We start from the raw sequence: 26198 nt of genomic DNA, 5'->3' as shown, positions 1-26198 counted from the left end.
ACCGGAGTCTATTATAGCTCCTGTTCCTCCCTTCCTCTAGAACCTATAGAGTTTTTACTATATACTTTTAAGAAAAAGCTGGAAAGTGCGGTGACCCCCTTGTTTAAACTACTATTGATAGAAGATGATACGACGTTATTCAATGAAATTAAAGATAGATTGGCGCAATGGTCTTATGATATATACGGAATCGGCGATTTTAGTAAAGTGGTTCAGGAATTCACGGAAATAAAACCTGATTTGGTCATCATTGATATACAGTTGCCGAAGTTCGATGGGTTTCATTGGTGCAGAATGATCCGGTCCCATTCCAATGTTCCCATCATCTTTTTATCTTCACGTGATCATCCTACCGACATGGTGATGTCCATGCAGCTTGGAGCTGATGATTTTATCCAGAAGCCTTTTCATTTCGATGTACTCATCGCAAAGATACAGGCCACCCTGCGCCGTGTCTATAATTACAATACCGAAAAGGTCGAATTGAAAACCTGGTGCGGCGCAACTGTGGATTACGAGAAGAACACGGTATCGGCCGGGACTGGCACAATCGAATTGACGAAAAATGAAATTTTCATCTTGAAAAAGCTCATTGAACAGAAAAACAAGATCGTAAGCCGCGAAGAATTGATCAACAGCTTATGGGATGACAAACGTTTCATAAGCGATAACACCCTTACAGTGAATGTGAACCGTTTACGAAAGAGATTGGATGAACTGGGTTTAGGACATTTCATCGAAACGAAGGTTGGACAGGGTTATATCGCCGTAGAAGAGGCAAATGCATGATCAGGAAATATCTCGTGGAAAGGCTCAGCTGGATCATATTCTACATACTTCTTCATCTATTCATTATCTTTGTCGCTTATCTTGATTCGGCCATTCCGTTAAAGCCCATACTGTATATTGTTTTTTTATCATGGCTCATATTCATTATATTTTTGATATTCCGCTATAAAAAAGAAACCTATTTTTATAAAAGTTTAGAAGCGCGGGAAGACAACCTGGATATTACGAATATAGCCGAACCAGAAAGCCCTTTCGAAAAAATCATAGAAAACAGCATCATGAACCAAACCGAAATATTGAAGCAGTCCGCATCAATTGGTCAAATGACTTTAGAACAGGAGAAGGATGAATTATTAACTTGGATTCATGAAGTGAAGACACCATTGACGGCGATGCATTTAATGATTGACCGCTTGGATGATGAATTGCTGAAATCGCATTTGACTTATGAGTGGCTGCGCATTCACCTGCTTCTTGATCAGCAGCTCCACCAAGGGCGCTTGCCTTTCATCAAAAATGATTTGTATATAGAGAAAACCGATTTGGAAACAATAATCTTTGATGAGATTAAAACGCTGCAATCATGGTGCATTCAAAAAGGGATCGGCTTCGACATACAATTGGATGGAACCGAAGTGCTTACCGATGCCAAATGGCTGGCCTTCATCATGAGGCAGCTCCTGACCAACTCCATTAAATACAGTGAAAACTCGGATATCGCGATATATAGCCATGAACAGGCTGGACAAACGGTTCTTGAAGTGAAGGATTCTGGACGGGGCATCGCCCCAAAGGATTTATCCCGCATATTTGATAAAGGATTCACTTCCACAACAAATCATCGTGACACTGCGGCAACTGGCATGGGTTTATATTTAACAAAGAATGCAGCCGAGTCCCTATTCATCTCCATTGACGTGAAATCAGAGCTTGGAACCGGAACGACCTTTATCTTGACCTTCCCAAAAAGAAATGATTTCGTGAATATCACAAGCATGTGACAAAAGTGTCACATGCTTTTATTCTTTGTTCGTCCAAACGAAGGAAAAGAAATTCACGGCCTTTTATAATGAGGATATAGAAAAAAAGGAGTGTATCCAAATGAATATATTAGAAGCGAAAAAAATCCATAAAAGCTATGGTAATAAATTCAATAAACAAGAAGTATTAAAGGGCCTTGATATAAGCATACAAGAAGGTGAATTCGTAAGTATCATGGGTGCATCCGGTTCAGGAAAAACGACTTTGCTTAATGTCCTTTCCTCGATCGATAAAATCAGCAACGGCACCATTACAATCGATGGAAAAGTGATTTCAGGGATGAAAGAAAAGCAGTTGGCCGAATTTCGGAAGAACCATCTAGGCTTCATCTTCCAGGAATATAACTTATTGGACACACTGACCGTTAAAGAAAATATCCTTCTGCCCTTATCCATTACAAAAACACCCCCTAATGAAGCGGCACAAAAGTTTGATGCCGTGGCGAAGGAACTGGGCATATATGAAGTGAAAGATAAATACCCAAATGAAATTTCCGGCGGTCAAAAACAGCGTACGTCTGCAGCACGGGCCTTCATCCATGATCCAAGCATCATTTTTGCAGATGAACCGACTGGGGCGCTTGACTCCAAATCAGCTTCCGATTTACTGAACAAACTGAGTGAAATGAATCAAAAGCGCAAAGCGACCATCATCATGGTAACTCATGATCCAGTGGCGGCCAGTTATTGCAGCCGAGTCATTTTCATTAAAGATGGACAAATATATACACAATTGAATAAGGGTGAACAATCGAGACAAACCTTCTTCAAGGACATCATGAAAACACAAGGTGTATTGGGAGGGGTTCAAAATGAGCATTAATCAACTCATCTTTCGAAATCTGAAGAAGAATCTGAAGAACTATTATCTATATGTGTTTGCCCTGGTCTTCAGCGCTTCCCTATACTTTGCCTTTGTCACCTTGCAATATGACCCAGCGCTGGATAAAGCGGAGGGTACGGTGAAAGGGGCCGCCTCCATCAAGGCTGCATCGATCCTGCTTGTTGCAATTGTTTCCATATTCCTTTTATATGCCAATAGCATTTTCATAAAAAGACGCAGTAAAGAAATTGGCTTATTTCAATTGATAGGCATGACCAAGAACAGGATATTCCGTATCCTGAGTCTGGAAAACCTGATCTTGTATTTCTGTTCCGTATTCCTGGGAATCTTTGTTGGGTTTGCCGCATCAAAATTGATCATCATGATCCTATTTAAAATAATGGGTGTCCAGGCGATCGCGACCCTTACATTTTCTTTTCAGCCGCTTATTCAAACCATTCTCGTTTTTAGCGCCATCTATCTTTTCATCATGTTGATGAATTATGCCTTCATTAAAAGGCAGACCATACTTTCATTATTTAGAGTGACTTCAATGACGGAAGGAAAAGTGAAAAAGGTTTCGATGTTTGAAATGATCATCGGGGTATTCGGAATCATCCTGATCATTGCCGGCTATGTCGTCTCATCCAAATTATTCGATGGAGCTTTTACAGAGATGACCGAGCTTTTTATGGCCATGGTCTTCATTTTGGCAACCGTCATCATCGGTACCTACCTATTCTATAAAGGATCCGTAAGCTTCATCTTTAACATCGTCCGTAAAAAGAAAAATGGCTATTTGAACATCAATGAAGTATTGTCCCTTTCATCCATCATGTTCCGGATGAAATCGAATGCGATATTATTGACGATCATCACGACCGTTTCCGCTCTGGCGATCGGGTTATTATCATTAAGCTATATCTCCTACTACTCAGCGGAGAAAATGGCACAAAGCTCTATCCCCACCGATTTTTCGATGACGGATACGGAAGATGCAGATGCATTCAAAAAAGCACTATCAGACAGTAAAATTGGTTATGACGAAAAGGTGATCGATGTCATTCAAGTCGATGTCAATGTAAAGGAAATAATGGAAACCAGCCTGGAAGGAGTGAACTTCGATCCGGACATCATGACCCTTCCCGTCATCAGTGATGAATCCGTTAACGGAATCAACCTCGCCGAAGATGAGACCCTTTTCAGCGGATACAGTAATATGATGGAGAAGGTCATGTCCTTGAAGGATTCCGGAAAGATTGAACTGAAGGGCAAACACGAAGTGATTCCGCAAACATATATGGGATTGAAAGATGATACCTTCTTGTCCTATTACTTCACGAGTGGCGGAATGCCCGTCGCCATTGTAGACCAAACGATATTCGACCGTTTGAAAAAGGATGTCGACCCGAAAATCCAAAAGGTTTCATCGGTGAATATCGGCATTGATGTGAAGGATGAAGCTGAACTTGAAAAAGCGAATGATCTATTCAATAAAATGAGTTTTAAAGAAGAACATGTGAATGATTCCCAATTTGAAATGTTCAACACCCAGAAGAAGAATATGGGTCTTATCATGTTCATTGTCGCCTTCTTGGGATTAACCTTCCTTATCACATCCGGTTGCATCCTCTATTTCAAGCAAATGGATGAAAGTGAAGGTGAAAAATCCAATTACACCATCTTAAGGAAACTGGGATTCACGCGAGGTGACTTGTTAAGAGGAATCCAAGCAAAACAAGTTTTCAATTTCGGCATTCCTTTAGTCGTCGGGCTGCTTCATAGTTATTTCGCAGTCCAATCAGGATGGTTCTTATTCGGGACCGAAGTTTGGACACCGATGATCATCGTTATGGCTTTATACACGGCATTGTATTCGATCTTCGGGATCCTATCCGTCTTCCATTACAAGAAGGTCATTAAAGAATCTCTATAGGTGCTAAAAAGCTCCAGGGCCCATGAGGCCCTGGAGCTTTTATTTTCTCTTTAAAGTACCCCAGCGGGTTTCATCATTTCCTTGATTAATTCCCTGTTGCGCTTTTTAAAGATTTCATTATGGGAAGAAACCATCCCCACTCCGTGAGCGTCAGGCTGGATATATTGCTTTGCTTTGTTTACGGCATTTGCAGCATCTTGAAAAGTACCTGTAATCAGGTTCAATTTCCCTTCATGCTTTAGAATATCACCGGCAGCGTATATTCCGTCCATCGAGGATTCACTTGCAGAAGTACCTTCAATATAATAATTGTCGGCTATGGCTATATCCACTTTACTATTTCGAAGCAGCGATGTATCACGCTCATAACCATGATTGATGATGACCTCATCGATCGGCAAGTAAGAAACCTCTCCCGTTCCGTGATTCGTCAGTTCAACATGTTCAATTGATTCATGATCAGCGCAGGCGATCAGTTTTGTAATCGTCGTATTCAAGAAACAAACAGCAGAGCTTTCCATCAATTGCCTTGCTTGTGATTCATGACCCGCTAAACTATCTTTCCTATATGTCAAATACACCTTTTTGGCGATGGGCTCCAATTCGTTTGCCCAGTCTATAGCAGAATTCCCGCCGCCTGAAATGATCACCGTCTTATCCTTGAATCGATTGAAAGACTTAACAGTATAGTTTAAATTGGAGACTTCAAACCTTTCTGCCCCGTCTATTTCCAACTTTTGCGGATTCAGGATTCCGCCGCCAACCGCGACAATGATCGTCTTGGAAAAGTGCCTTTGACCTGAAGCCATATGTAAAACGAAGATACCTTCTTCATTGCGTGTGATGGATTCCACTTTTTCATTCAAGACGACTGTTGGATTGAATGTTAAACCTTGCTCCACCAGCTGCTCAATCAATTTTTCCCCAGTTGTGGGTGTCAGCCCTCCAACATCCCAAATCAGTTTCTCCGGATAGACATGAATTTTCCCGCCTAGCCTTGGCTGGTATTCAATCAGTTTAACTTTCATTTCTCTAAGTCCGCTATAAAAAGTGGAGTAAAGGCCTGCTGGCCCTCCCCCAATAACCGTTACATCAAATAAATCTTGCTGTTCCATTTACGTCCACTCCCCGGTAACCAATTGTTATTGATTATCATTCTCATTTAATGGTACACTCTTTTTTCACTTTTTACAATATGGATTTATTAAAAAACTCTGTTCATTTTAAAAATCAACAGAGTTTTTTATTTTCAATCACTAAAACTTACCATTCATTTAGAAGGTATGAATGATAAATGGAACATTACCACCAGAATGTAAAATTAGGTTAAAAATGGTGTATATAGAGTTTTTTCTATTCGTCTCATTCCTCTATGAAAGTAGACGGAGAGATATTGCGGAACACACTGTTACCTATGCGCCCCGTGGTTGGCGGCTGATAACTACTTCGTAGGTACTCCCACTGGCTGTATGAGTTGATATGCTTTCAAAGCCATTTCAACGTTTAATCTATTCTCCGGCATATCAAAGTCAAGATCAAGAATCTTTTTTATTTTTTCCAGCCGATGATAGAGTGTTTGTCTTACAACATGTAATTTTTGAGCAGTAAGCTTCTTTGAGCGATCAAGCTCAAAGTATTTTGCTAAAGTCATAAGCAATTCCGTTCCATATTCCTTATCATAGGATATTAAAGGAGAGAGATAGTCTTCAATAAAATGGGCTGTATCTTGATCATGCTGAATTAATTGTATCAACCGAAAGATGCCAAGGTCTTCGTAAAAGGCACTTGTTGAAAACGTACGATAATTTAAAGCTAACTGCGCTTCTCGATAACCAGTATGAGCATCCAAAAGTAACTGGTATTGTCGCCCAACGCCTATACGGATTTGGCTAGATTCACCTTCTTTAACATATAGCAAGGCATTGATCACTTTCAAGAAGCGTGCCTTAGAGGAATCGACAGTTCCAAGATCAATAGCTAATACAATAATCTGATTTCTTACTGATGTGATATAGGGTGTAAAAGAATATTTTGCGAACCCAGATCGAATTTTTAAAGAATAATGATAAATAGCAGATTCATTTTCTTCATCCGATAAAATTAATGAAGACGGATGAAGAACATCTTCGATATCAACGATTGCAATTCGATAATGTATAGAAGCGCGCTTAGACTTTAACGAAATAAATCCCCTTGCTTGTTCCTCATTATTGATGCGTCTATAAAGTAGATCATTTAGCCATGTAGATTCTAAACGTAATCGTTTTTCATCCAAATAATGTTTGCGCAATAAGTCTTGCGAGATTGCTAGAGAAGCACGATCAAGGATTAGGAAATCAAATTCATCCGATTCACGATCTAAAACCATAACAAGGTGCGCCCAGATTTGATCCATTGCTCCGATCGGTTGGAGAAGAATGGTATGGTTTAATGCCTTCCATTCAACGGGCGAATCATTTGTAATTCGGTCTTGCCAGTGTTCTTTATCTTCATAAATGGTTTGAAGTAGCTGTTCCATGAATTCATTTTTCAATCCTGGAATCGAAAAAGGTGTTCCTTCTATTGGAAGATAGATAATTGGTGCTTCTGTCTTCTGTTGCAACAACTTTAAAATATTTGATAACCCATGAGTAGTGAGTGACAATGAATGGAACTTTCTTGAAATCGAATCTAATGTAACCAACTTCTCATGATGAGCATTAATGATATACGAATGTAGATCCTGTGCTATTTCGACGAAATTTATGAATTCTTTGAAAATAATAATCGGAAAGTTATACTCATTTGCCATCTCAATCATTTCATTAGGGACCTTTTCGAAGTAGTGTCCAAGTTCTATACATAAACATGAAGCGTTGCGTTCGATAAGATTTAACAAAAATGATGTATTAGAGGAGTCTCTCCATTCAAACCCAAATCCGGTGGAGAGTATCAGTTCCCCTCCCTGAAAGATGGTATCATCAAAAAACGGAATTTCAAGGACATGTGTCCATTTGACTTGACGGTGCAACCCGTTAGCCCCTGCAACTACCTCCGTCTTTGAAAAGAGTGAGCGCTTAAGAACATCTTGTACTGTAAGCATATGTACCTCCTCATTTAATAATTGTTAATTGTATCATTTTATTATAACTATACTAGAAAGTCTAAACCCACAAAATATGGATCCCCATCCCTGTTTACCCCCAAGTAATGCGTTCTGTTACGTGCTTTGACGAAATACCTTAATCAACCTGCAAATCTTTCATGATGGTATCCATTTACATCATTTTTCATTAGTTATATGTGGGCATGAACGATGGATTACTAAAACTTAAAACGACCAAAACATTAGATAAACACTGGAAAAATTACCGCTTTTTCGCCAATGCTTATTCATAAAAGATCAAAATGACCAAAAGTGCTTGGTTAAAAAAAAACTAATATAAATTTAACCTCGTGTCTAATGAAAGGGTTGTCATTACCCTGTAAGATTTTAGAATGTTCAATAAATTAAATACGATTAAAAAGGAGAATGAACAATGATAGTAGGAGTTCCTAAAGAATTAAAAACTGCAGAGACTAGAGTGGGATTAAATCCAACATGGGTAAAAAAATTAACAGCTTACGGTCATGAAGTACTAATACAGAGCATGGCAGGGGAAGCTAGTGGTTTTTGTGACGAGAAATATGTTTTGGCTGGAGCAAAAATAGTAAACACGATTGACGAAATTTATGAGAAGGCAGAATTTGTTGTTAAAGTGAAGGAACTTCAACCCTATGAATACGGCCTTCTAAAAGAAGACCAAATGATAATGGCATGGTTTCATTTGGCGGAAGATGTAAATCATGAAATGACACAGGCATTACTAGATAAAAAAGCAATTTCATTATCAATGGAATTAATCGTTTTACCTGATGGGACAAGACCTACGATTAAACCAATGAGTGAAATTGCAGGAACATTAGCAATGCTTGAAGCAGTCAAATATGCTCAATATGGTTATGGTGGAAAAGGAATACTTCTCCGGAAACTGGCCGGTTTACCGTCGAGCAATGTACTCATACTTGGTGGTGGCAATGCTGGACTCAATACTGCGCAAGTTGCTGTGGGTCTTGGATTGAACGTAACAATCATGGAAGCATCAATGAAACGCATTGATTATTTGAACAATCAGTTGCCACAGGTGGACATTTTGTGTTGGGATAAAGATATGATGTTCGAAGAACTTATTCAAAGTGATGTTTTAATTAATACAATTTATCCGATGCCAGGGGTAACCGCGCCTCTCATTACACGAGAGATGGTCAGTAAGATGAAACCTAATTCCATTATTATTGATATTGCAGGAACGGGTATAATTGAAACCTCACGTTATACGACTTTAGAGGATCCAGTTTACTACGAACAAGAAGTCCTACATTACTGTGTCCCGAATATGCCGGCTCTATGTCCACAAACCTCGACAAACATGATGTTGATGACAACCGGTCCATATATTATGAACATTGCGAATAATGGTTTGAAAGAGGTTGTAGAAAATGATGTAATAGTAAGAAATTGTATCAGCACTTTGAACGGTGAAATTGTTCATCACGAAGTTGGGATCAATCATAACATGCCTTATACAGATATAAAAACAGAGTTACTATTGTCAAAATAAAAAAGCCTCCTTAGAGTTATCTCATATTCTACTTTTCATTTCTATTGATTAGAAATCAGTATACACGTTATTGAACAAGTCGCTACTAAAGAAATTCCAGGAGTCAGTAAAGATGCCAGCGAGAAGATTTTTGCAGGAATTATCTTTGTTATTCTACAGAAGGAATTCCTTACGAGGAATGGGGAAATAAGACAACAAATTCATGGATCATTCAAAGTAGGCTCCCTAGCATCTTTTCTGACTTTTTTATGATTTCTAGAAACCCACGTATAAAAGAAGCCTTGGAAGTAATAATATTGACCCTATTTCTTACAAAAGGTTAAGTCAGGTAAAAGAGGAGATTATTTTACATGTCAAATTTAAGGAAAACGGATAGAACACTGACACTCATTCCAGTTGTATTATTTGGTTTTTCATTTATGGGGTTAACTACAGCTTTTACTACGTATGGTATTGCGGCCAATATTTCCCACGGCACTGTTCCAGGGGCAATGATAGTTGCTCTAGTGGTAATGATGTTTACTGCTTACAGTTATGGGAAAATGGCAATTGCGTTTCCATCTTCCGGTTCTGCCTATGTTTATACGCAAAAATCGCTCAATCCCTCTGTTGGATTTCTTGTCGGATGGGTGATCTTAATGGATTATTTATTTATGCCAATGGTGAATTATTTAGTATTTGGCATTTTTTTCTCAGCTGCCTTTCCTACAATTCCAAGTTACATCTGGATTGCAGGTATGCTGATTCTAGTCACTTTTATTAATATTAAAGGATTGAAGATTGCCACAAATGTAAACGCATTCATAACGATTTTTGCTTTTCTTTTTATCCTTATCTTTATAGGTTTTTCTATTAAGGAAATTTTTATGGGAGAAAGCACGGCAACTCTTTTATCTCTTGAGCCATTCTATAATTCGAAAGAACCCTTTTCTTATACAATAGCTGGAGCAGCATTATTATGCTTTTGTTTCCTTGGGTTTGAATCAGTTACAGCGTTTGCTGAAGAAACAGTGAACCCTAAGAAAACAATTCCCCGAGCTGTTATTTTAATTACTCTTGGTGGTGGTTTAATCTTTACAAGTGTTTCATATTTCTCGTATCTTGTATGGCCAGAGTATAACACATTCAATAATCCTGATTCGGCTGCCTACGAAATTATTAAACTTGTTGGTGGAAAGGCGATGTACTCCATATATCTTGCGCTTTACGCATTAGCTGTATTGGGTAGTGCCATGTCGTCCCAGGCAAGTGCATCACGAGTCCTCTATACGATGGGGCGAGACGGACAGTTTCCTGAAAAGTTCTTTGGCACCCTGCATCCGAGATATAGAACACCCGTAAATAATATACTGATCATTAGTTTTGTCTCTTTGCTTGCTTTATTTTTAAGTTTAGATCTTGTAGCATCATTTATTAATTTCGGGGCGTTTCTTGCGTACACTTGTGTTAATATTTCCGTAATTGCCCATTATTATATTAGAAATAGAGAACGTTCGGTAAAAGGAACCGTCTTATATTTATTTTTTCCTATTATAGGAGCTGCTCTTGATATTTTACTGCTTGTGAATCTTGATGCTCACTCAAAAGTACTTGGAGTAAGTTGGTTAATAATAGGCATCATTTATTTACTCGTACTGACAAATGGACTTAAAAAACAGCCGCCAGAATTGAAAATCGAAGAAATGGTGTAGATTTAAAATAAAGTCACGATCTTTATAAAAAAGATGAAAAACGATTTAGACACAACTATTGTCGGTATAAGACCTACAGATCATTATTGGATTAATCTATCGAATGGTTATCTAACGAAAAGATTGATGTCGTAAGTCTTTCCTCACCTTGTAAATGAAATAAAAAGAATCAAGATAACACTCAGTCCAAAAGTGAAAAAGTGCAGCATCTTTCCTACTCTAGGATGAAAGATGCTGCACTTTTCTGGCACTGACTGTTAGCTTGAACGTGGCCTTTTCCCTTCTGTTATAAGAAGGTTGATCCGATCTATGAGTTCAGGCAGTTCCTCGATCGTTTTGATGGTGAAGTCTGCTCCGTTTTGCATAAAGGTGTTTGCCGTTTTAGAGATGAGGTTTTGTTTATCTCGTTCTGGTAAACTAGTATACTCATTCAAACTCAATCCCATCTCGGAGCTTCCGACAATGATTCCGACCGACCATACCCCAGCATTGACTCCCTCTTGCATATCGGAAACGGTATCTCCTACCTTCACTACCTTCCATGATGCGGTTAACTTCAATTCTTCCATATTCCGATATATCATGTATGGATAAGGCCTTCCAATCGAGTGGGTTGCATCCGGGGTGACATGGAAATCCGGCCGATACCCTTTCTTCAAAGCATTTGGTACGACGACCTCCATCATTGTATCCGTATAACCCGTTGTAGACCCAATCTTCAGGCCACGATTTCTTAACGCTTCCACTGTCTCGATAACCCCTGGAATGGGATCTGTATAATCCGCCAATGACATCATCAGTGCCGGTTCGAATTCAGCATATAGTTTTTCAACGTCTTCCTCATTGAATGGCCTTCCGTATTGTTCTTCCCATAACGAAGATATCCTTGGCATGGTCAGCATCGCACGAATATGGTCGATTTTCAGCATGCCCATCGGCGCTCTGGCTTCTTCCATCGTCACGTCCAGTCCAGCATTCTTAAATATATCCACAAAAACATTCACTGGTGCAAAACATCCAAAATCCACAGCTGTTCCAGCCCAATCCAAAATGATTCCCTCTACCTTATTCATACTGTCACCACTTTCATATATTTTTCTACGATCCTGCCAAGTTCCTCGATATCTTCTTCATGGATTTCACCAATATTGCCGATTCGGAATGTATCTATTTCAGTCAGCTTTCCGGGGTATATTACGTAACCCCTCTCCTTGATGAAATTGTAGAAGTCCCCAAAATCAAAGGTTTCATCAGGAAAAAGGAAGGTTGTAATGATGGGCGATTGTTTATCAGGTGAGATATACGCATGAATGCCCAATTTACCCATCAGCTCCCTCAGCCTATCATTATTATTTTTATAGCGGGCGAATCTGGCTGGAATGCCGCCTTCTTCCGTTAATTCTTCCAACGCTTTAGCAAACGCGGCCACTACATGTGTCGGAGATGTGAAACGCCATTTCCCATCCTTGTCCATCTCTTTCCACTGATCATATAAATCCAGGGACAAACTGCGGGCATTGCCTTCACATGCCAACAATTTATCAAGCTTCGCAATGACGAAACCAAAACCAGGGATTCCTTGAATGCATTTATTTGCACTGCTGATCAAATAATCAATTCCGAGTTCAGGTACATTCATGTCCACTCCGCCAAAGCTGCTCATCGCATCAATGATCAAGGTTTTCCCTTGTTCCTTTGATATTTTCGAAACCATTTCTATCGGATTTAAAATCCCTGTCGTCGTTTCACAATGAACCATTGCAATATGTGTGATATCACTATCATCCAGTAAAATGTTCCGGATTTCAGTCTCCTTTGGAAATTCATTGTACTCAACGCCATATTCCACATGATTCAGTCCGATGCACTCGGCCATTTTCACAATCCTTTTTCCATAAGCGCCATTCGTTATGATCAGCACTTTATCGGATTTTGAAAGTGCAGTCGTCAGCACAGATTCCACAACAAACGATCCGCTTCCCTGCATAAGTACAGCCGAATATTCCCCGTTTGCAGCATATGCCAATTCAAGAAGCTGGGCTCTGATTTTTTGCGTGATTTCTTTATAATCATTTTCCCACGTACAGCGGTCAACAAGCATTTCCTGTTTCACCGTACTAGTAGTGGTCAGCGGTCCAGGCGTTAAAAGTTTATATGTATTCATTTTCCTTCACTCCTCACTGTATTTATCATTGTGCTGATTTAAAGAACTCTTGATGCTGTTTTAATAATTCTACCGTTAGTGGCTGTTTGAATTTCTTAGGGTGGGCCGGTTTGTTCTTTTCCGTCACTTTTTCACCTTCATAAAGTGCGACCGGGTAATGTTTCAACAGTTCTTCTCTAGCATCTTTACTGATCGTTTCTGCCATTTTCATCGCTAAGTTGGTTTTAGCTTCATTATTTTTATTCACGACAGCTACGGATTCCGTGTAGGAGAAATTCCCCTCAATCGGATCGACAAACATGATTGGTAAGCCCGACTCTTTAGCCATCACAGCCTGGTAGCGTAAACCAAAACCGGCAGCAACTTCCCCTGCTTGCACTTTATTGATTGGACCTGAACCTGAGCTTTCAAGATGCGGACCGCTATTTGCTATTAGGTCATGGAGAACCTTTTTCCCTTCTGCGTCACCGTATTGACTGATAATTGCTTGAACTAACAGCCACCCAGTTGAAGAGTCCAGGATGTTAGGAATTGAAACGAGCCCTTTATATTCCGGCTTTGTTAAGTCCTTAATCGTGGTCGGCATCGGCAGGCCTTTTTGTTTGAGAACTTCCGTATTCACAATTACGGAACCGGTATTTGCTAAAATTGGCGTATAATAGGATGGGTGTTGTTCCAATGCCTTTGTACTGAATGACAGGTCCTTAAACATGGAGTGCTGTTCTTGTGCACTATCGATGAAATAGGAACTCATCGTCACGACATCAGCCTCGATTTCAGCGCCTTCTGCCAGCAGTTTCCCTCCTAATTCAGATGTGCCTAATGATTGAAGGACATATTTCCCTTCGTATCCGTCATCTTTCAGGGAAGTCTCCATTGCTGAAGTGGCTTCTTCATCACCATTCGTATAAATGACCACCTTTTCCTCATCCGCTTTGCCGCTGTTACGGCCCACCAATACAAATACCAAACCTAAAGCTACTAGAGACAGTAAGGTTATCTTCATCGTTTTAAACATAATATCCTCCTCATTAATGTTTGAATTGTCGTTTTTGATAATGATCACAAAGCAGCTTCACGAGTAGATTTGTAAAAAAGATAAGTAAAGACAGGATGAATATTTCATTGAATTTGGCAAAATGCTGAAGCTCTTTAATTTTACTGGCCACCAATGTGGTTTGGGCGGTGACCAAAAAGATGATTCCGCTGATCGTCACCATACTATTGATGAAATAGTAGCTGAACATCTCGATGACAGTGGATGCCGAGTTAGGCAGGATGACTCGATAGATTGTCCTGATCCAGCTGTCCCCCAATAGATTCCCGGTGGTTTCCCAGGCAGGGTTCATTTTGGATAAAGAGTTCTTCGCCATTAAATAGGGTGTCGTAAAGAAATGGACCATGTTACATAGAATGATGATGGCAAAGGTCCCCTTCCAGCTGCTGCCGTTGAACAGCAGCAAATAAGATAAACCTAACACCATTCCCGGTACTGTATTCGTCAACATCGAAATGACATCGATTGACGATTTCCCCTTAAGGGGCGTCCGGACGTTCAAAACAGCCGAGCTAAAGGCGATGAACGTTCCCAGTACGGCGGTCATCAAGGCGACGAATAAGGAGTTCCTATAGACTGCCGTTAAATCGCCCGATTGGAATGTGTCGATAAAGTGCTTTAAGGTGAACGAGAGGTCGTAAGGGAAACTAGTTAAAAATGGTGCAATGAACATGACCGCAAATACTGAAAACATCCCTATTAAGACCAGCAGCGAGATACCCCCAAAACATATATCCCTGCCTTTGTGCTGCGTCAATTCGATATCGCTGAACTTATCATAATGAAAGTTCAGTTTTTCGAGATAGTTTAATAGGAAAACACTGAATACTACCGGAATGAGCATGAGAATGGCAATCACTGCACCATTATTGAAATCAGGGATTGAACCTAGCATGACTTGATACAGTTGCGTTGCAACAACGGAGTAAGTCCCGCCGACTGAAGCCGGTATCCCAAAATCGGTAAAGCTCAAGATGAAGGAAAGTACAAAAGCTCCACCCAAAGTTCCCGCCAATGGCCGTATGATCGTATTCATGAAACTTCTTATCGTTCCGTCACCCATTAATTTTGAAACGATGATGAACTTTTTATCCATATACTTGAAGGAATTATTAATGAGAAGAAAAGCTGATGGCAATGTATAAATCACATAACCTATCAATAATCCATTAAATCCGTATATATCGAATAGATTCCTTCCAAAAACCTTCGTTATGATCCCTTGATTGCCGAAAGAGTAGATGATCGCAAACCCGAATGTGATTGTCGGCAGCAGCATCGGAATTAGGATCCCTGTTTTAATTACACTTTTTAATGGCCTATAAACCTGTGTGCAATGGATGGAATAGGCCAGGAAAAAGGCTAAAACGGTCGTAATGACGGCTGTAAGACCCGAGACTTTCACGCTGTTTCCAAATGACTTCATCAGCTCTGCATTTGAAAGCACCGTTAGATAATTCGAGAGATTGATTCCATCAGCCGATTCAAAAGAACGGACGAACAATGTGCCAAGCGGCAAGAAAAGAAAAGCGGCAAATAGCAGTAAGATAGGTATATATATGACTCTCATTGCCGGTTTTACATCAGGCATACTTTTCACCGAATAAGTTATAAATATTTTCTCTCTTGATCTCCAGTTGCTTAAGAATGAATTGCTTAACAAAATCATTGGCTGGCTGATTGATGATCTCTTGTGGTGATCCAAATTGAGAAATATTCCCTTGATTAATGATCAAAATTTTATCGGACATCGTCAAAGCCTCTTCCGGGTCATGTGTCACTAAGATTGTCGTCAGCTTATATTCCCGGGCAATGGATTTGATGCGTTCCTTTATCGATTCCTTGATCACACCATCCAAAGCACTCAGTGGCTCATCAAGTAATAGAATCTTCGGTTTCATTACAAGAGTCCTTGCAATCGAAACCCTTTGTTTCTGACCCCCGGATAATTCGCTGATCCTTTTTTTCAAATGCGGTGTCAATTCCAGGAAATCGATGTATTCCTGAAGCTCTTCCTTGGAAACGGATCCCTTCCTGTTCCTCAATCCATAAACGATATTTTCATAGGCGTTTAAATGAGGGAAAAGAGCGTAATCCTGAAAAACGATATTAAATCCCCGGTCTTTCATGGGCACGTTACTCAAATCGGCATCATTGAAAATGATTTTCCCATGATTGATGCCCGTCAAGCCCAAAATTATATGTAATAAAGTAGTTTTGCCGCTTCCACTTGGTCCTAATAGTGAAACGATCTCCCCCGTTTTAATTTCAAGATTTATATTATCCAAAACTGATTTTCCATCGAATTGCTTGCTAATATTTTGTAATTTTAGCAAACCGTTCACCTCCTTTGATACACCCTTAGTATAAAAGCCGTTTGTAAAACGAATTTGAGTTTTTTGTAAATACTCTGTAAATATTGAACACTTCTTTACCAACTCCATACTAACTCTTGACCAACTAGTGATATTTTTATCATCTACTTGTTGAATATATTCATGGTACACAGTACACTTAAAATGAATATCAGAAAGAAAGATATGAAGAAGGCGGGTGAAACTTATGCTTCCTCTTGAAAGGCAAAAGAAGATTATCGAGTTATTAACGATTAGAAAAGTTATGAAGATTGCCGAGCTTACTGAAGAACTGCAAGTTTCCATAGAAACCATCAGAAGGGATATGAACCTTCTTACAAGGCAAGGAAAAATAGAAAAAATCTATGGCGGCGTTAAGCTGGTTCAATCGAAGTTTGGAGAATCGACAATAGATGAACGGATGTTCAGTCAATTAGAAGAAAAGGAAACCATCGCCCAAAAATGCAGTGAGTATATCGACGATGGGGATTGCATTTATATCGATAGTGGTTCGACAACCTATCAAATCGCTAAATATATAAAACAGAAAAAGAAACTGACGGTGATAACCAGTTCGATCCCTGTTGTAAACGAACTCATCCATAGCGATATTGAGATCTTGATCATAGGCGGGAAAGTCAGGCGAAATGAACAGTCCATTGTTGCATTTGACTACTTATTCAACTTTAGTGAGTTGAATATTTCAAAAGCATTCATTTGCGCGAGTGGCATAACCATTGAAAAAGGCATATCCGACTATAATTTAGAAGAAGCGAATACACGGAAAAAAATCATTGATTTATCTCAAGAAGTATATGTTGCCGCTGATAGCACAAAGTTCGGAAAAGACGTGACCATCGGCATATCGCCACTGGATAAAATCGATTACATCATCACTGACGATCATTTACATAATGATTTCATCTCTTCGTTTAAAGAGACCGACACACAATTGATTCTTTCTTAAAAGAAAGAAAAAACGGGAACTATACAGTCGTATAGTTCCCGTTTTTCAATTTGTAGACAAAAGGGGTTCAGCGAATGCCCAATGCATTTGGAACGAAGAACGGTTTAACAAATGACGGGGAAATCCATAATAAATGATGTTCAAGGACCAATTGGCCCAAAGCTTCACCTTCATCACAACGTTTTTTCCACTCCAGGCACTCGCTTTCCGCGGGCGGTCCGGGAGCCTCCTCGGCGCTTTTGCGCCTGTGGGGTCTCCCCTGGACTCGCTTTTCCCGCAGGAGTCTCGCGCCTTCCGTTCCAATCAACTGGAATGTTTTTTTAGAAAAAATCTGCAGGTAAACTCACTGGATTGAAGAAATTTGTGACACTCCTGCCGAATAACTGGCTAGCCAAGCCCCCACAGACGCTTGCGTCGAGGAGGCTTGGCAGACAGTCGGCGGAAAGGGAGTGAATTTCTGAAATCAACTGCAACTTGAAATAAAAAAACTGTGTCCTCCATCAATGGAGAGTGAAACTCAAGCTATTTTCATGGCTTTGACTCTGACTGGGTCCTGCCGATTCCCATAAAGTTGAGCCAAGTATCCTACTTTAGATTCCTTTCATGCTGAAGGAGCCATTCCTTTCTCCATAAGCCACCCGCATAACCGGTTAATTTCCCATTTGAACCTATTATCCTATGACAAGGAATCACGATGCTTAACTTATTCCGGCCATTTGCGCTCCCTACTGCCCTTATGGCTTTTTCATTACCGATTGTAACGGCGATGTCTTTATACGAACCCGTGTTAGCATACAGGATTCCTGTTAAGGCATTCCACACGTTTTTTTGGAAGATGGTCCCTTCAAGTAAATAAGGAAATGTAAATTCCCTGCGTTCACCTTTGAAATACTCATCAAGCTGACGAAAGCACTCCACCAAAACCTTGGGCGTTTGATCTTGCATAATATTTATCTTTATATCCCTTTCAGCGAACATTATGGAACAGATGACCTCATTCGTTCCTGATATCTCGATTATTCCAATCGGCGATTCATAATCTAATTTATATAATTCACCCATATAAAGACCTCCTAGATAGAAGGAAGCGGATGCCTGCCTCCCACCCCATTTTTTTCAATTCCCCTTTTCCTACATGTTTCGATATTCACTGGGAGAACAATGTTTCAAACGGCGAAATACCTTATAAAAGTTCGAAGGGCTTTGAAATCCTACTTCAAGGGAAATCTCGAGATTCGTTAGACTTGTGCTTGCTAGAAGAAATGCCGCTTTATCGACTCTTATTTTTTCCAAATAGGAACGGGGAGTTTCTAATGTTTCCTTTTTGAATAGCCGCTCCAGATAATAGGAACTTACACCGACATGGTCGGCAATATCCTTTAACTCCACCTTTTGGTTATACTGATTTACCAGAAAAGCGATGACATCTCTGACAAGTCGCATCTGCGGGGAATCATCAACTTCCGGTTGGCATCTTTTGCAAGCACGGAAGCCAGCCTTTTCGACTTCATCGATATCATGATAGAATTTCACATTTATTTTTTTCGGCTTCCTTGACCTGCATGAAGGGCGGCAGTATATTTTTGTAGTCTTTACGGCCGTAAAGACTAATCCGTCATATTTAGGGTCGCAGGCAATGATTTTCTCCCACATTTCTTCAAAGGAAAGATTGATAGCATCAGCCATTATACTCCGCATCCTTTCAGGTTTTAGTTCCCATATAAATGTGAGGTGTCATTTAGCTCAACTATTCGTGCTGTATCTCTTTCTGCAATGACTTTATCGGATAGGGCATTTCCGAAGCTGAGACGTTTCACGCCTAATTCTTCAAGCTCCTTACCATTCGTTAATACAGGCAAAGATAATACATTAAGGGGGGCACCTATATTCAAAGTGATTTCCTTTATTTCATCATGGTTCGTTAATCCAGGGATGAATATTCCGCTTGCTCACTCTCCACATACGCTTTTGCCCGCTTTATTGTTTCCTGAAGAGGATTTTCTTTTTGAAAATAAGTATCTGTTCTAGCATTGATGTAAAAATCTTCATACCCATTATTATCCAACGATTCTCTTATTTTTACTAGTATGCTGCAGTGTTCGGATATATCTCTTAGCCCTTTTTGTTTTTTGAGCGAATCCTCAATATTGATCCCGGCTACACCGACGTCTGCCGTCCTTAACACATTATCGACAATCTTTTCTGCGGTTTCACCATAGCCTGCTTCAATATCTGCAGTGACGGGAATTTTCACATTATCCGCAATAAGCTTAATGATACCTAAATGTCTTTCAAAATCAATCAATTCGCCATCAGGATGACCAAGGGAGTTGGCAATTCCACAGCTTGTCGTTCCAATTGCCTTGAATCCTGATTTCTCGAGAATCAAGGCCGATAATAGATCCCAGGCATTCCCCAATATCAACAGGTCGTTCGAAAAGTGTAATTCATTGAATTCCTTTATGTTAGTCATACTATTTGCACCTAAAATTTATTTGTTCTCATTTTAACAATCAATCCGGCTCCAAATCGTCCTCATTCTTGCTCTTATGGTCCATTCATAGCGGGTTCCCATTTAACGGTTCCGGACAAATAAAAAATGCCCTTTCATACCGGGGCATTTTCATGAACCTATTAATTTACGAATAGATATAACTTTTTATGATATTCCACAAATGCCTGTTGGTCCTTTTCCGTGAAGTCCATCCATTTTACTTTCTTGCATCTTTCCTCCAATCTCTCATTCAGTTCATCTTCTATTTCATTCATGAAACGAATGATTTCCCCGTAGGGCATATTGAAATGACGGGCAGCGAGCCTGGGCGGTGAATGCTTTACAAGCAATCTCATGAATTGATCGACCGTGTCCGCCTTCGATGCAAGATAATCTTCTTCGTTCACGATGAATTCATACACTTGTTTTTTGACGCCAGAAAGTCTGGTTACTTCGTCGCGCAATAAAAACTCCATTAATCTTTCGTTCATATGGCTCTACCTCGAATTGGTTTATATTTAAATCCTTTTAGATATGTATGAAAAATCTATACGGCCCGATACCTCATTATGACATCGTAACCGCAAGCCATCAAGCACCTATTCATACACAAAGCGTAATAATTACGATTTATAATCATTTTACGTAAAGTAACCTGTACATGCCATAAAAGTCAACGTTCGTGTTGTGTGACATATCGAATCTCGAAATGCATATTAAGCGTCCTGTATTGGCAAAATAAGATCAAGAACAAATGGAACAACTCTTTATTAATTTTGTATATGTATAAAGAATAATTTTGTTAAAATTTGATATAATAAATGTAATATTTAGTCAATTAGTATTTTTCCCTAGAATTTGCTTTTGCAAAGGGGTAGAATGAAGCTAATGACATCTTATTTTTTCTAAATGTTTCCGAGGAGTTATAGGGTGGGTATAGCAAGTACATAGTGACAGCTGAAATGCTGTCCGACATATCGGTTGTTTTCATTTGTTCAAAATAACAATGAAAAGAATAAGGAGTGATTTTTTGAAACCTTCAACAAATCGCATGTTAACCCGTATTAAATCCGTTTATATGTTCATTAGTAATAACGGTACGGTTTCTACTCAAGAGCTTGTAGAAGAATTTGGCATCACTCCTCGAACTGTGCAGCGCGATTTAAATGTCTTAGCATACAATGACCTTGTTCAAAGCCCAAGCCGAGGCCTTTGGACGACAACAAGTAAAAAGGTGAAGATGTCATCGTAAAAAGAACGACCACCCGAACAAGATCGATATGTAAAAAAACTTTGAGGCGGACAATTTTTTGTCCGCCTCATTTTTTATTTCCACATATCATTCAGCCGGTTGGCCCGCCTTTAACTGTTCAAGCTCCTCCGCCGTCAACTCACGGTATTCACCAAGCTCCAGTTCCTCATCAAGCTGTAAACTTCCCATGGATAGACGCTTAAGATAGACGACACGTTTGCCAACGGCCTCAAACATCCGCTTCACCTGATGGAACTTCCCTTCCATGATCGTCAGCTCGATATCGGATGTCAGACCTGATTTTAAAATGTTCAATTCACCTGGCTTCGTTTCGTATCCATCATCCAAGGTCACGCCGTTGCGGAATGCCTCGATATCCCGTTCCGTCACTTCACCATCAATGACCGCAAAATATGTTTTAGGGACATGTTTCTTTGGGGACAGCAGTTGGTGGGCGAGCTTTCCGTCATTCGTGATCAGCAATAAACCTTCTGTGTCCTTATCAAGACGGCCTACAGGAAATGGCTCGAAAACTGAATCTTCCGGCTCCAAGATGTCGATGACCGTTTCTTGGTAGTTGTCCTCCGTTGCCGACAATACGCCTGGCGGTTTATTCATCATTAAATAAATGAATTCCCTGTATTCAACCCGTTCACCATGAACCGTCACGATTTCCCTATCAGGGTCCACTTGTTCCTTCGGGTCCTTGACCAGCCTGTCATTGACCTTGACGGCGCCGGATTTCAGGAGCTTTTTCACTTCTTTCCTGCTGCCATAACCAATATTGGATAAAATCTTATCAATTCTCATCATTTCCTCCTAAAGCCTTTTCCATAAAAAGCCTTGCCCACTTTAATGACAGGCAAGGCCACGATATTTTAATTTGGGGATTCACCATTCAATACCCTTTTTTTTACACATCAAACTTCCAGCTTATAATCCTAACTTAGCTTTTAACCGATCGATCCGGGCACCGAACAAACGGTGGGCAAGTTTGCTTTTCAGGGAAAGCGCCGCATAAATGAGCGCTCCAAGAATTGCACAAACGGCCACGATCAAAATCGCCTGGAATCGCCCTTCCGTTGTAAGCCACAGCGATAATAAACTATTCATGCCCCATGCAGCCAGTCCCATTATCACTGAAAAAACGGAAATCAAAACAGATCGTCTGATGGTAAGGCTGTAACGATATCCAGTAAAGTAGGTAATGACATATAAATTCAGCAGCACAGCAGCCAAATAGCCGAATGCCGTAGCATAAACGGATCCTTCCGTTTCAAACATCTTGATTAACGGGATATTCAAGCTCAATTTGATTAAAAAGCCCAAAAGCAGGCTGAGTACCGTATATTTTTGCTGATTGATCCCTTGTAAAATCGCCGCCGAAACGGAGAAAAGCGCAAACAAGATGGAAACGGGCGCATATGCCTTCAAGACACTGATTCCAAGTGGATCATGGCTGTAAAAGGCACTATAGATCCGATCGGCCAGCACCGACATGCCAACGACCGCCGGAATCGTAATGAACAACAAAATTTGAAAAGCTTGGTTCAGCTGGCGGTTTAACTCTTCTGAATCCTCGCTTACATATGCCTTCGTCACCGAAGGGAGAAGCGCCATTGAAAACCCGGTTGCAAGCGTCATCGGAATCAAGACAAGCTTCTGGGCATATACATTCAACACCCCAAGGGCATCTTCTGCGACATGCTGCAACCCGATGGACGACATCGCCTTATTGAAAGACAATAAGTCCGCAAACTGAAACATTGGCATCGCGATTCCGACGAATATGAAAGGAATCGATGATAGAAATATTTCTTTATAGATTTCCTTCAGGGAAATTTCCATCGTCCCCCGGTCTTTCTTCATCAAGCTGTCCAAATATGGTTTTTGTTTTTTCCAATACCAAAATAACACCACTAAACCGCCGACAGCCCCGACAGTCGCCGCGAAGGTAGCGATTTGGATGGCTCTCACTAACTCTCCATCAAGGACATTCAAAACAACATACACACCGGCCAAAAGGAACACGATGCGGACAATTTGTTCGATTACCTGAGATATGGCCGTTGGCTCCATCGCCTCATGACCTTGAAAGAAGCCGCGGATGATGCTCATGAACGGTACAAAAATCAAGGCGAAGCTGACTGCCCGTATGATCTCCGTGACATCTTTGACATCTTCCTGCCTGACCCCAAAGACCCCAGTGAACATCGGTGCCATCGTATAGAGAATCAAAAAAGCGAGAAAACCGGTGACAAGCATTAATTTCAGGCTCGATTTAAATAACTTCTCACCGACGGCGTACTCCTCGAGCGCATTATACTTCGAAATGAATTTAGAAACAGCAAGCGGCATGCCTGCCGTCGCAAAGCTAATGAAAATGGTATATGGAACGTACCCATATTGATAGAGGGTAGCCCCTTTATTCCCAACCATATGTTCAAATGGGATGACGTAAAATAAACCAAGTACCTTGGAAATGATCGCTCCCAGCGTTAATATAAAAGCCCCTTTTAAAAACTTAGATGACATCTAATCCCTTCCTGCCTCTGTCAGTTACGTTTCACACGCTCTTTATCTTATCATATTAAAGTATTTTTTCTATAGAAAACTACACTCAAGTTTATCGTTTTCGAAGATAATACACAAACAAATAATTCCTTTTTTTCTACATTCGCAATCTGACGGGCTCTTGCTATATAATGAAGGGACTGAAAATGATAAAGTGGTGATCAATTTGAAATATGATGTAGTGGTAATTGGCGGCGGCCCTTCCGGATTGATGGCAGCAATAGCTGCCGGGGAAAAAGGGGCACATGTCCTGTTAGTGGATAAGGGCGAGAAGCTCGGCAGGAAGCTAGCCATCTCGGGCGGCGGACGCTGCAACGTGACGAACAGGCTCTCAATCGATGAAATCATTCAGCATATCCCTGGAAACGGGCGATTTCTATACAGTGCTTTCTCAGAGTTCAATAATGAAGACATTATTCAATTCTTTGAAAAATTGGGCGTGGCCCTAAAAGAAGAGGACCATGGCCGGATGTTCCCCGTCAACGATAAAGCTCAAAGTGTCGTGGATGCCCTTCTGACGCGCCTGTCTAATTTAAAAGTAACGATCTATAAGAACTCTCCAGTAGCGGAAGTTCTCTATGAACATGGAAAAACAAGCGGTGTCCGGTTAAAAGATGGACAGACCATCGATACGGATGCAGTCGTGATTGCAGTCGGCGGGAAATCAGTTCCCCACACCGGTTCGACCGGAGACGGCTACGCATGGGCTAAAAAGGCGGGGCATACGATTACCGAACTGTTCCCAACTGAAGTTCCCGTACTTAGCCAGGAAACATTCATTAAAGATCGAACACTCCAAGGTCTCGCACTTCGCGATGTTTCATTGAGTGTCCTTAACCCAAAGGGCAAGGCCCTGATCACACACCAAATGGATATGCTCTTCACCCATTTTGGCGTCTCCGGCCCAGCTGTTCTAAGATGCAGCCAATTCGTCGTGAAAGCGATGAAAAAATGGAACCTGTCGGAAGTGACAATGAAACTCGATGCCCTGCCGGACCGAAACAAGGAAGAGGTCTTTCAAGGCATTATGAAGGAAATCAAGGCAGAACCGAAAAAAGCCATTAAAAATACTTTAAAAGGTTTAGTTCCTGAACGATACCTTCACTTTCTGCTTGAGCGAAGCGGCATCGACCTTCAAGAACAAGGAGCGACGATATCAAATGAAAAAATCCGCCGCCTTGCAGAACTATGTAAGGACTTCCAATTCGGAGTACACGGCACCCAGCCTCTAGAAAAGGCCTTCGTCACGGGCGGCGGCGTATCCGTCAAAGAAATACACCCAAAAGAAATGGCATCCAAACTGATGGCCGGACTGTATTTCTGCGGTGAAATTCTGGATATACACGGATACACAGGCGGCTATAATATCACATCGGCATTAGTAACCGGAAGACTAGCCGGTATGAATGCTGCCATGCATGCCCGTTCATAATACCTAAAAAGAGGCTGATCCGCTTGGATCAGCCTCTTTTTAATTCGATTTCGTAAGTCCGTTACTTGGGTTTTTTCGTCCGCACCCGCGCCTCCTCTTTTATCTGGCTTTCCCATTTAAAATATTTCTGGATGATAGCGAAAAGCTTCGAGGTCAATGGTATTCCGTTCCGTGACTGTGATGCCTTCACTCTCGAGCATCGCCTTCTGGTGTTCTGCGGCGCCCTCCGCTTTTATGCCGATTTCTCCCTTGGCATTGATTACCCGGTGCCAAGGAAGGTCATGTTTTTTGCTGCTTGAATGAAGGATCCTTACGACCTGCCTTGCACCGCGCGGACTACCGGCGAGCTGTCCGATTTGACCATATGTCATCACTTTACCGGAAGGGATATGTTTAATGATAGTAATTACCCGTTCAGTAAAACTTTCCAAATGGCTCTCCCCTTTTATCCGTTTGCTAACATCGTGATTTTTTCATCGGTTATCAGGACCCCATGATGCTTGATCAAGTTTGTTTTAAGCTCGGCAGGCATTCTGCAGTCATCGTATGCACAAACGGAAATCAATCCACGTTCCTCAATCAGTTTGTCGATTCCTTTTTCATATTCGCCTATCGCTAAGCTGGCTTGATCGTCGTGGCCCCATTCAACATGGCCCCAAGTCCGCACGTACTGATTGCGTTTAGTGTATATATCGATATTTTCCAAGAAATAATTAACCATAGTCGAAGGATGGAAGTCTCCATGAAAACAATAAAAATCAAAATTATTGATAAGATGCACTTGCTCCAATTGCTCCTCGTTTAAATGAAGCTGCAATTTCTTATACACGAAAGGAAAGATACGGTCATTTTCGACGACCAGGATATGGTCTCCCTGTTCAACACCGGCTTTGATGAAAGTTGCCTCATTTTCAATGTAGGCTTCCAATTCATTAAAACAGTATAAAATATGGCTACCATCCGATTGCTGTATATCTTCTAGTAG

General features: G+C 40.7%; 23 protein-coding genes and 1 pseudogene. 9 read left to right on the top strand and 15 right to left on the bottom strand.

Annotation, left to right across the window (positions count from 1 at the left end; all coding sequences use genetic code 11):
- Positions 1–99 precede the first annotated feature (99 nt).
- From ACFVSH_RS12020 to ACFVSH_RS12005, 4 genes are all read left to right on the top strand, one after another.
- The gene (locus ACFVSH_RS12020; RefSeq protein WP_260285494.1) at positions 100–789 is read left to right on the top strand and encodes a response regulator transcription factor; all 690 of its coding nucleotides are present in this window, start codon (positions 100–102) and stop codon (positions 787–789) included.
- Positions 786–1790, top strand: coding sequence for a sensor histidine kinase (locus ACFVSH_RS12015; protein WP_387706071.1), 1005 nt, complete (start codon positions 786–788; stop codon positions 1788–1790). Before ACFVSH_RS12020 ends, ACFVSH_RS12015 begins: the two co-directional genes overlap by 4 nt.
- Positions 1791–1890: 100 nt before the next feature.
- Entirely contained in the window at positions 1891–2652 is a 762-nt protein-coding gene (locus ACFVSH_RS12010; RefSeq protein ID WP_260285496.1) for an ABC transporter ATP-binding protein, read from the top strand.
- Positions 2642–4588, top strand: coding sequence for an FtsX-like permease family protein (locus ACFVSH_RS12005; protein ID WP_387602185.1), 1947 nt, complete (start codon positions 2642–2644; stop codon positions 4586–4588). The genes ACFVSH_RS12010 and ACFVSH_RS12005 overlap by 11 nt, the downstream gene beginning before the upstream one ends.
- Before the next feature lie 50 nt (positions 4589–4638).
- Here the strand turns inward: ACFVSH_RS12005 and ACFVSH_RS12000 are convergent, their stop codons facing one another.
- Together ACFVSH_RS12000 and ACFVSH_RS11995 are read right to left on the bottom strand one after the other, a co-directional pair.
- Positions 4639–5703: an NAD(P)/FAD-dependent oxidoreductase gene (locus tag ACFVSH_RS12000; RefSeq protein ID WP_387706069.1), complete on the bottom strand. Its 1065-nt coding sequence runs from the start codon at positions 5701–5703 to the stop codon at positions 4639–4641.
- Positions 5704–6029: 326 nt separating this feature from the next.
- A complete protein-coding gene (locus ACFVSH_RS11995; RefSeq protein ID WP_387706067.1) occupies positions 6030–7670 on the bottom strand; it encodes a PucR family transcriptional regulator in 1641 nt (546 codons plus the stop codon).
- Between the two features lie 436 nt (positions 7671–8106).
- Between ACFVSH_RS11995 and ACFVSH_RS11990 the strand changes: the two genes are divergently transcribed.
- A complete protein-coding gene (locus ACFVSH_RS11990; protein WP_387706065.1) occupies positions 8107–9228 on the top strand; it encodes an alanine dehydrogenase in 1122 nt (373 codons plus the stop codon).
- 350 nt (positions 9229–9578) lie between these two features.
- On the top strand, positions 9579–10919 hold the full coding sequence (locus tag ACFVSH_RS11985; RefSeq protein ID WP_387706063.1) for an APC family permease: 1341 nt from the start codon (positions 9579–9581) through the stop codon (positions 10917–10919).
- A gap of 257 nt (positions 10920–11176) precedes the next feature.
- Here the strand turns inward: ACFVSH_RS11985 and phnX are convergent, their stop codons facing one another.
- The 5 genes from phnX to ACFVSH_RS11960 are packed head-to-tail and all read right to left on the bottom strand — an operon-like array spanning position 11177 to position 16476.
- Positions 11177–11992: a phosphonoacetaldehyde hydrolase gene (gene phnX / locus ACFVSH_RS11980; RefSeq protein ID WP_387706061.1), complete on the bottom strand. Its 816-nt coding sequence runs from the start codon at positions 11990–11992 to the stop codon at positions 11177–11179.
- Entirely contained in the window at positions 11989–13083 is a 1095-nt protein-coding gene (gene phnW / locus ACFVSH_RS11975; protein ID WP_387706059.1) for a 2-aminoethylphosphonate--pyruvate transaminase, read from the bottom strand. The genes phnX and phnW overlap by 4 nt, the downstream gene beginning before the upstream one ends.
- Before the next feature lie 25 nt (positions 13084–13108).
- Positions 13109–14101 carry an extracellular solute-binding protein gene (locus ACFVSH_RS11970; protein WP_387706057.1) on the bottom strand — a complete coding sequence of 331 codons (993 nt, stop codon included), beginning with the start codon at positions 14099–14101 and terminating at the stop codon, positions 13109–13111.
- Positions 14102–14114: 13 nt separating this feature from the next.
- On the bottom strand, positions 14115–15731 hold the full coding sequence (locus ACFVSH_RS11965) for an ABC transporter permease subunit (RefSeq protein ID WP_387706055.1): 1617 nt from the start codon (positions 15729–15731) through the stop codon (positions 14115–14117).
- Positions 15724–16476 carry an ABC transporter ATP-binding protein gene (locus tag ACFVSH_RS11960; protein WP_387602160.1) on the bottom strand — a complete coding sequence of 251 codons (753 nt, stop codon included), beginning with the start codon at positions 16474–16476 and terminating at the stop codon, positions 15724–15726. The genes ACFVSH_RS11965 and ACFVSH_RS11960 overlap by 8 nt, the downstream gene beginning before the upstream one ends.
- Before the next feature lie 226 nt (positions 16477–16702).
- Here ACFVSH_RS11960 and ACFVSH_RS11955 point away from each other — a divergent pair, with 226 nt between their 5' ends.
- Positions 16703–17461: a DeoR/GlpR family DNA-binding transcription regulator gene (locus ACFVSH_RS11955; RefSeq protein ID WP_387602620.1), complete on the top strand. Its 759-nt coding sequence runs from the start codon at positions 16703–16705 to the stop codon at positions 17459–17461.
- A 585-nt stretch (positions 17462–18046) separates the two neighbouring features.
- On the opposite strand, the gene ACFVSH_RS11950 is transcribed toward ACFVSH_RS11955, so the two are convergent.
- The 4 genes and pseudogenes from ACFVSH_RS11950 to ACFVSH_RS11935 all read right to left on the bottom strand — a co-directional run bounded on the left by ACFVSH_RS11950 (position 18047) and on the right by ACFVSH_RS11935 (position 20446).
- Positions 18047–18523 carry a methylated-DNA--[protein]-cysteine S-methyltransferase gene (locus ACFVSH_RS11950; RefSeq protein WP_387706053.1) on the bottom strand — a complete coding sequence of 159 codons (477 nt, stop codon included), beginning with the start codon at positions 18521–18523 and terminating at the stop codon, positions 18047–18049.
- 69 nt (positions 18524–18592) lie between these two features.
- Positions 18593–19147: a bifunctional transcriptional activator/DNA repair enzyme AdaA gene (locus ACFVSH_RS11945; RefSeq protein WP_387706051.1), complete on the bottom strand. Its 555-nt coding sequence runs from the start codon at positions 19145–19147 to the stop codon at positions 18593–18595.
- 23 nt (positions 19148–19170) lie between these two features.
- Positions 19171–19934 (bottom strand): annotated as a pseudogene (locus ACFVSH_RS11940) (isocitrate lyase/PEP mutase family protein).
- 161 nt (positions 19935–20095) lie between these two features.
- A complete protein-coding gene (locus ACFVSH_RS11935; RefSeq protein ID WP_387706049.1) occupies positions 20096–20446 on the bottom strand; it encodes a hypothetical protein in 351 nt (116 codons plus the stop codon).
- A 539-nt stretch (positions 20447–20985) separates the two neighbouring features.
- On the opposite strand from ACFVSH_RS11935, the gene ACFVSH_RS11930 reads away from it, so the two are divergent.
- Positions 20986–21207, top strand: coding sequence for a DeoR family transcriptional regulator (locus ACFVSH_RS11930; protein WP_034309346.1), 222 nt, complete (start codon positions 20986–20988; stop codon positions 21205–21207).
- Positions 21208–21294: 87 nt separating this feature from the next.
- Here the strand turns inward: ACFVSH_RS11930 and ACFVSH_RS11925 are convergent, their stop codons facing one another.
- Both ACFVSH_RS11925 and ACFVSH_RS11920 read right to left on the bottom strand, forming a co-directional pair.
- Complete coding sequence (locus tag ACFVSH_RS11925; RefSeq protein ID WP_387706047.1) at positions 21295–22017, bottom strand: pseudouridine synthase; 723 nt, start codon at positions 22015–22017, stop codon at positions 21295–21297.
- Between the two features lie 123 nt (positions 22018–22140).
- The gene (locus ACFVSH_RS11920) at positions 22141–23742 is read right to left on the bottom strand and encodes a putative polysaccharide biosynthesis protein (RefSeq protein WP_387706045.1); all 1602 of its coding nucleotides are present in this window, start codon (positions 23740–23742) and stop codon (positions 22141–22143) included.
- Positions 23743–23947: 205 nt separating this feature from the next.
- On the opposite strand from ACFVSH_RS11920, the gene ACFVSH_RS11915 reads away from it, so the two are divergent.
- Positions 23948–25213 (top strand): BaiN/RdsA family NAD(P)/FAD-dependent oxidoreductase, encoded by a 1266-nt coding sequence (locus tag ACFVSH_RS11915; RefSeq protein WP_260285510.1) that lies wholly within the window; start codon positions 23948–23950, stop codon positions 25211–25213.
- A 116-nt stretch (positions 25214–25329) separates the two neighbouring features.
- On the opposite strand, the gene ACFVSH_RS11910 is transcribed toward ACFVSH_RS11915, so the two are convergent.
- Complete coding sequence (locus ACFVSH_RS11910; RefSeq protein ID WP_387706042.1) at positions 25330–25644, bottom strand: MGMT family protein; 315 nt, start codon at positions 25642–25644, stop codon at positions 25330–25332.
- 14 nt (positions 25645–25658) lie between these two features.
- Positions 25659–26198: MEDS domain-containing protein (locus ACFVSH_RS11905; protein ID WP_387706040.1), on the bottom strand; the 540-nt coding region annotated here is incomplete at its 5' end.

The organism is Peribacillus sp. NPDC058002 (assembly GCF_042886655.1).
Lineage (GTDB): Bacteria > Bacillota > Bacilli > Bacillales > DSM-1321 > Peribacillus > Peribacillus aracenensis.
Note: the sequence above shows the minus strand (reverse complement) of the source record. Positions and strands in the feature narration are given on the sequence as shown.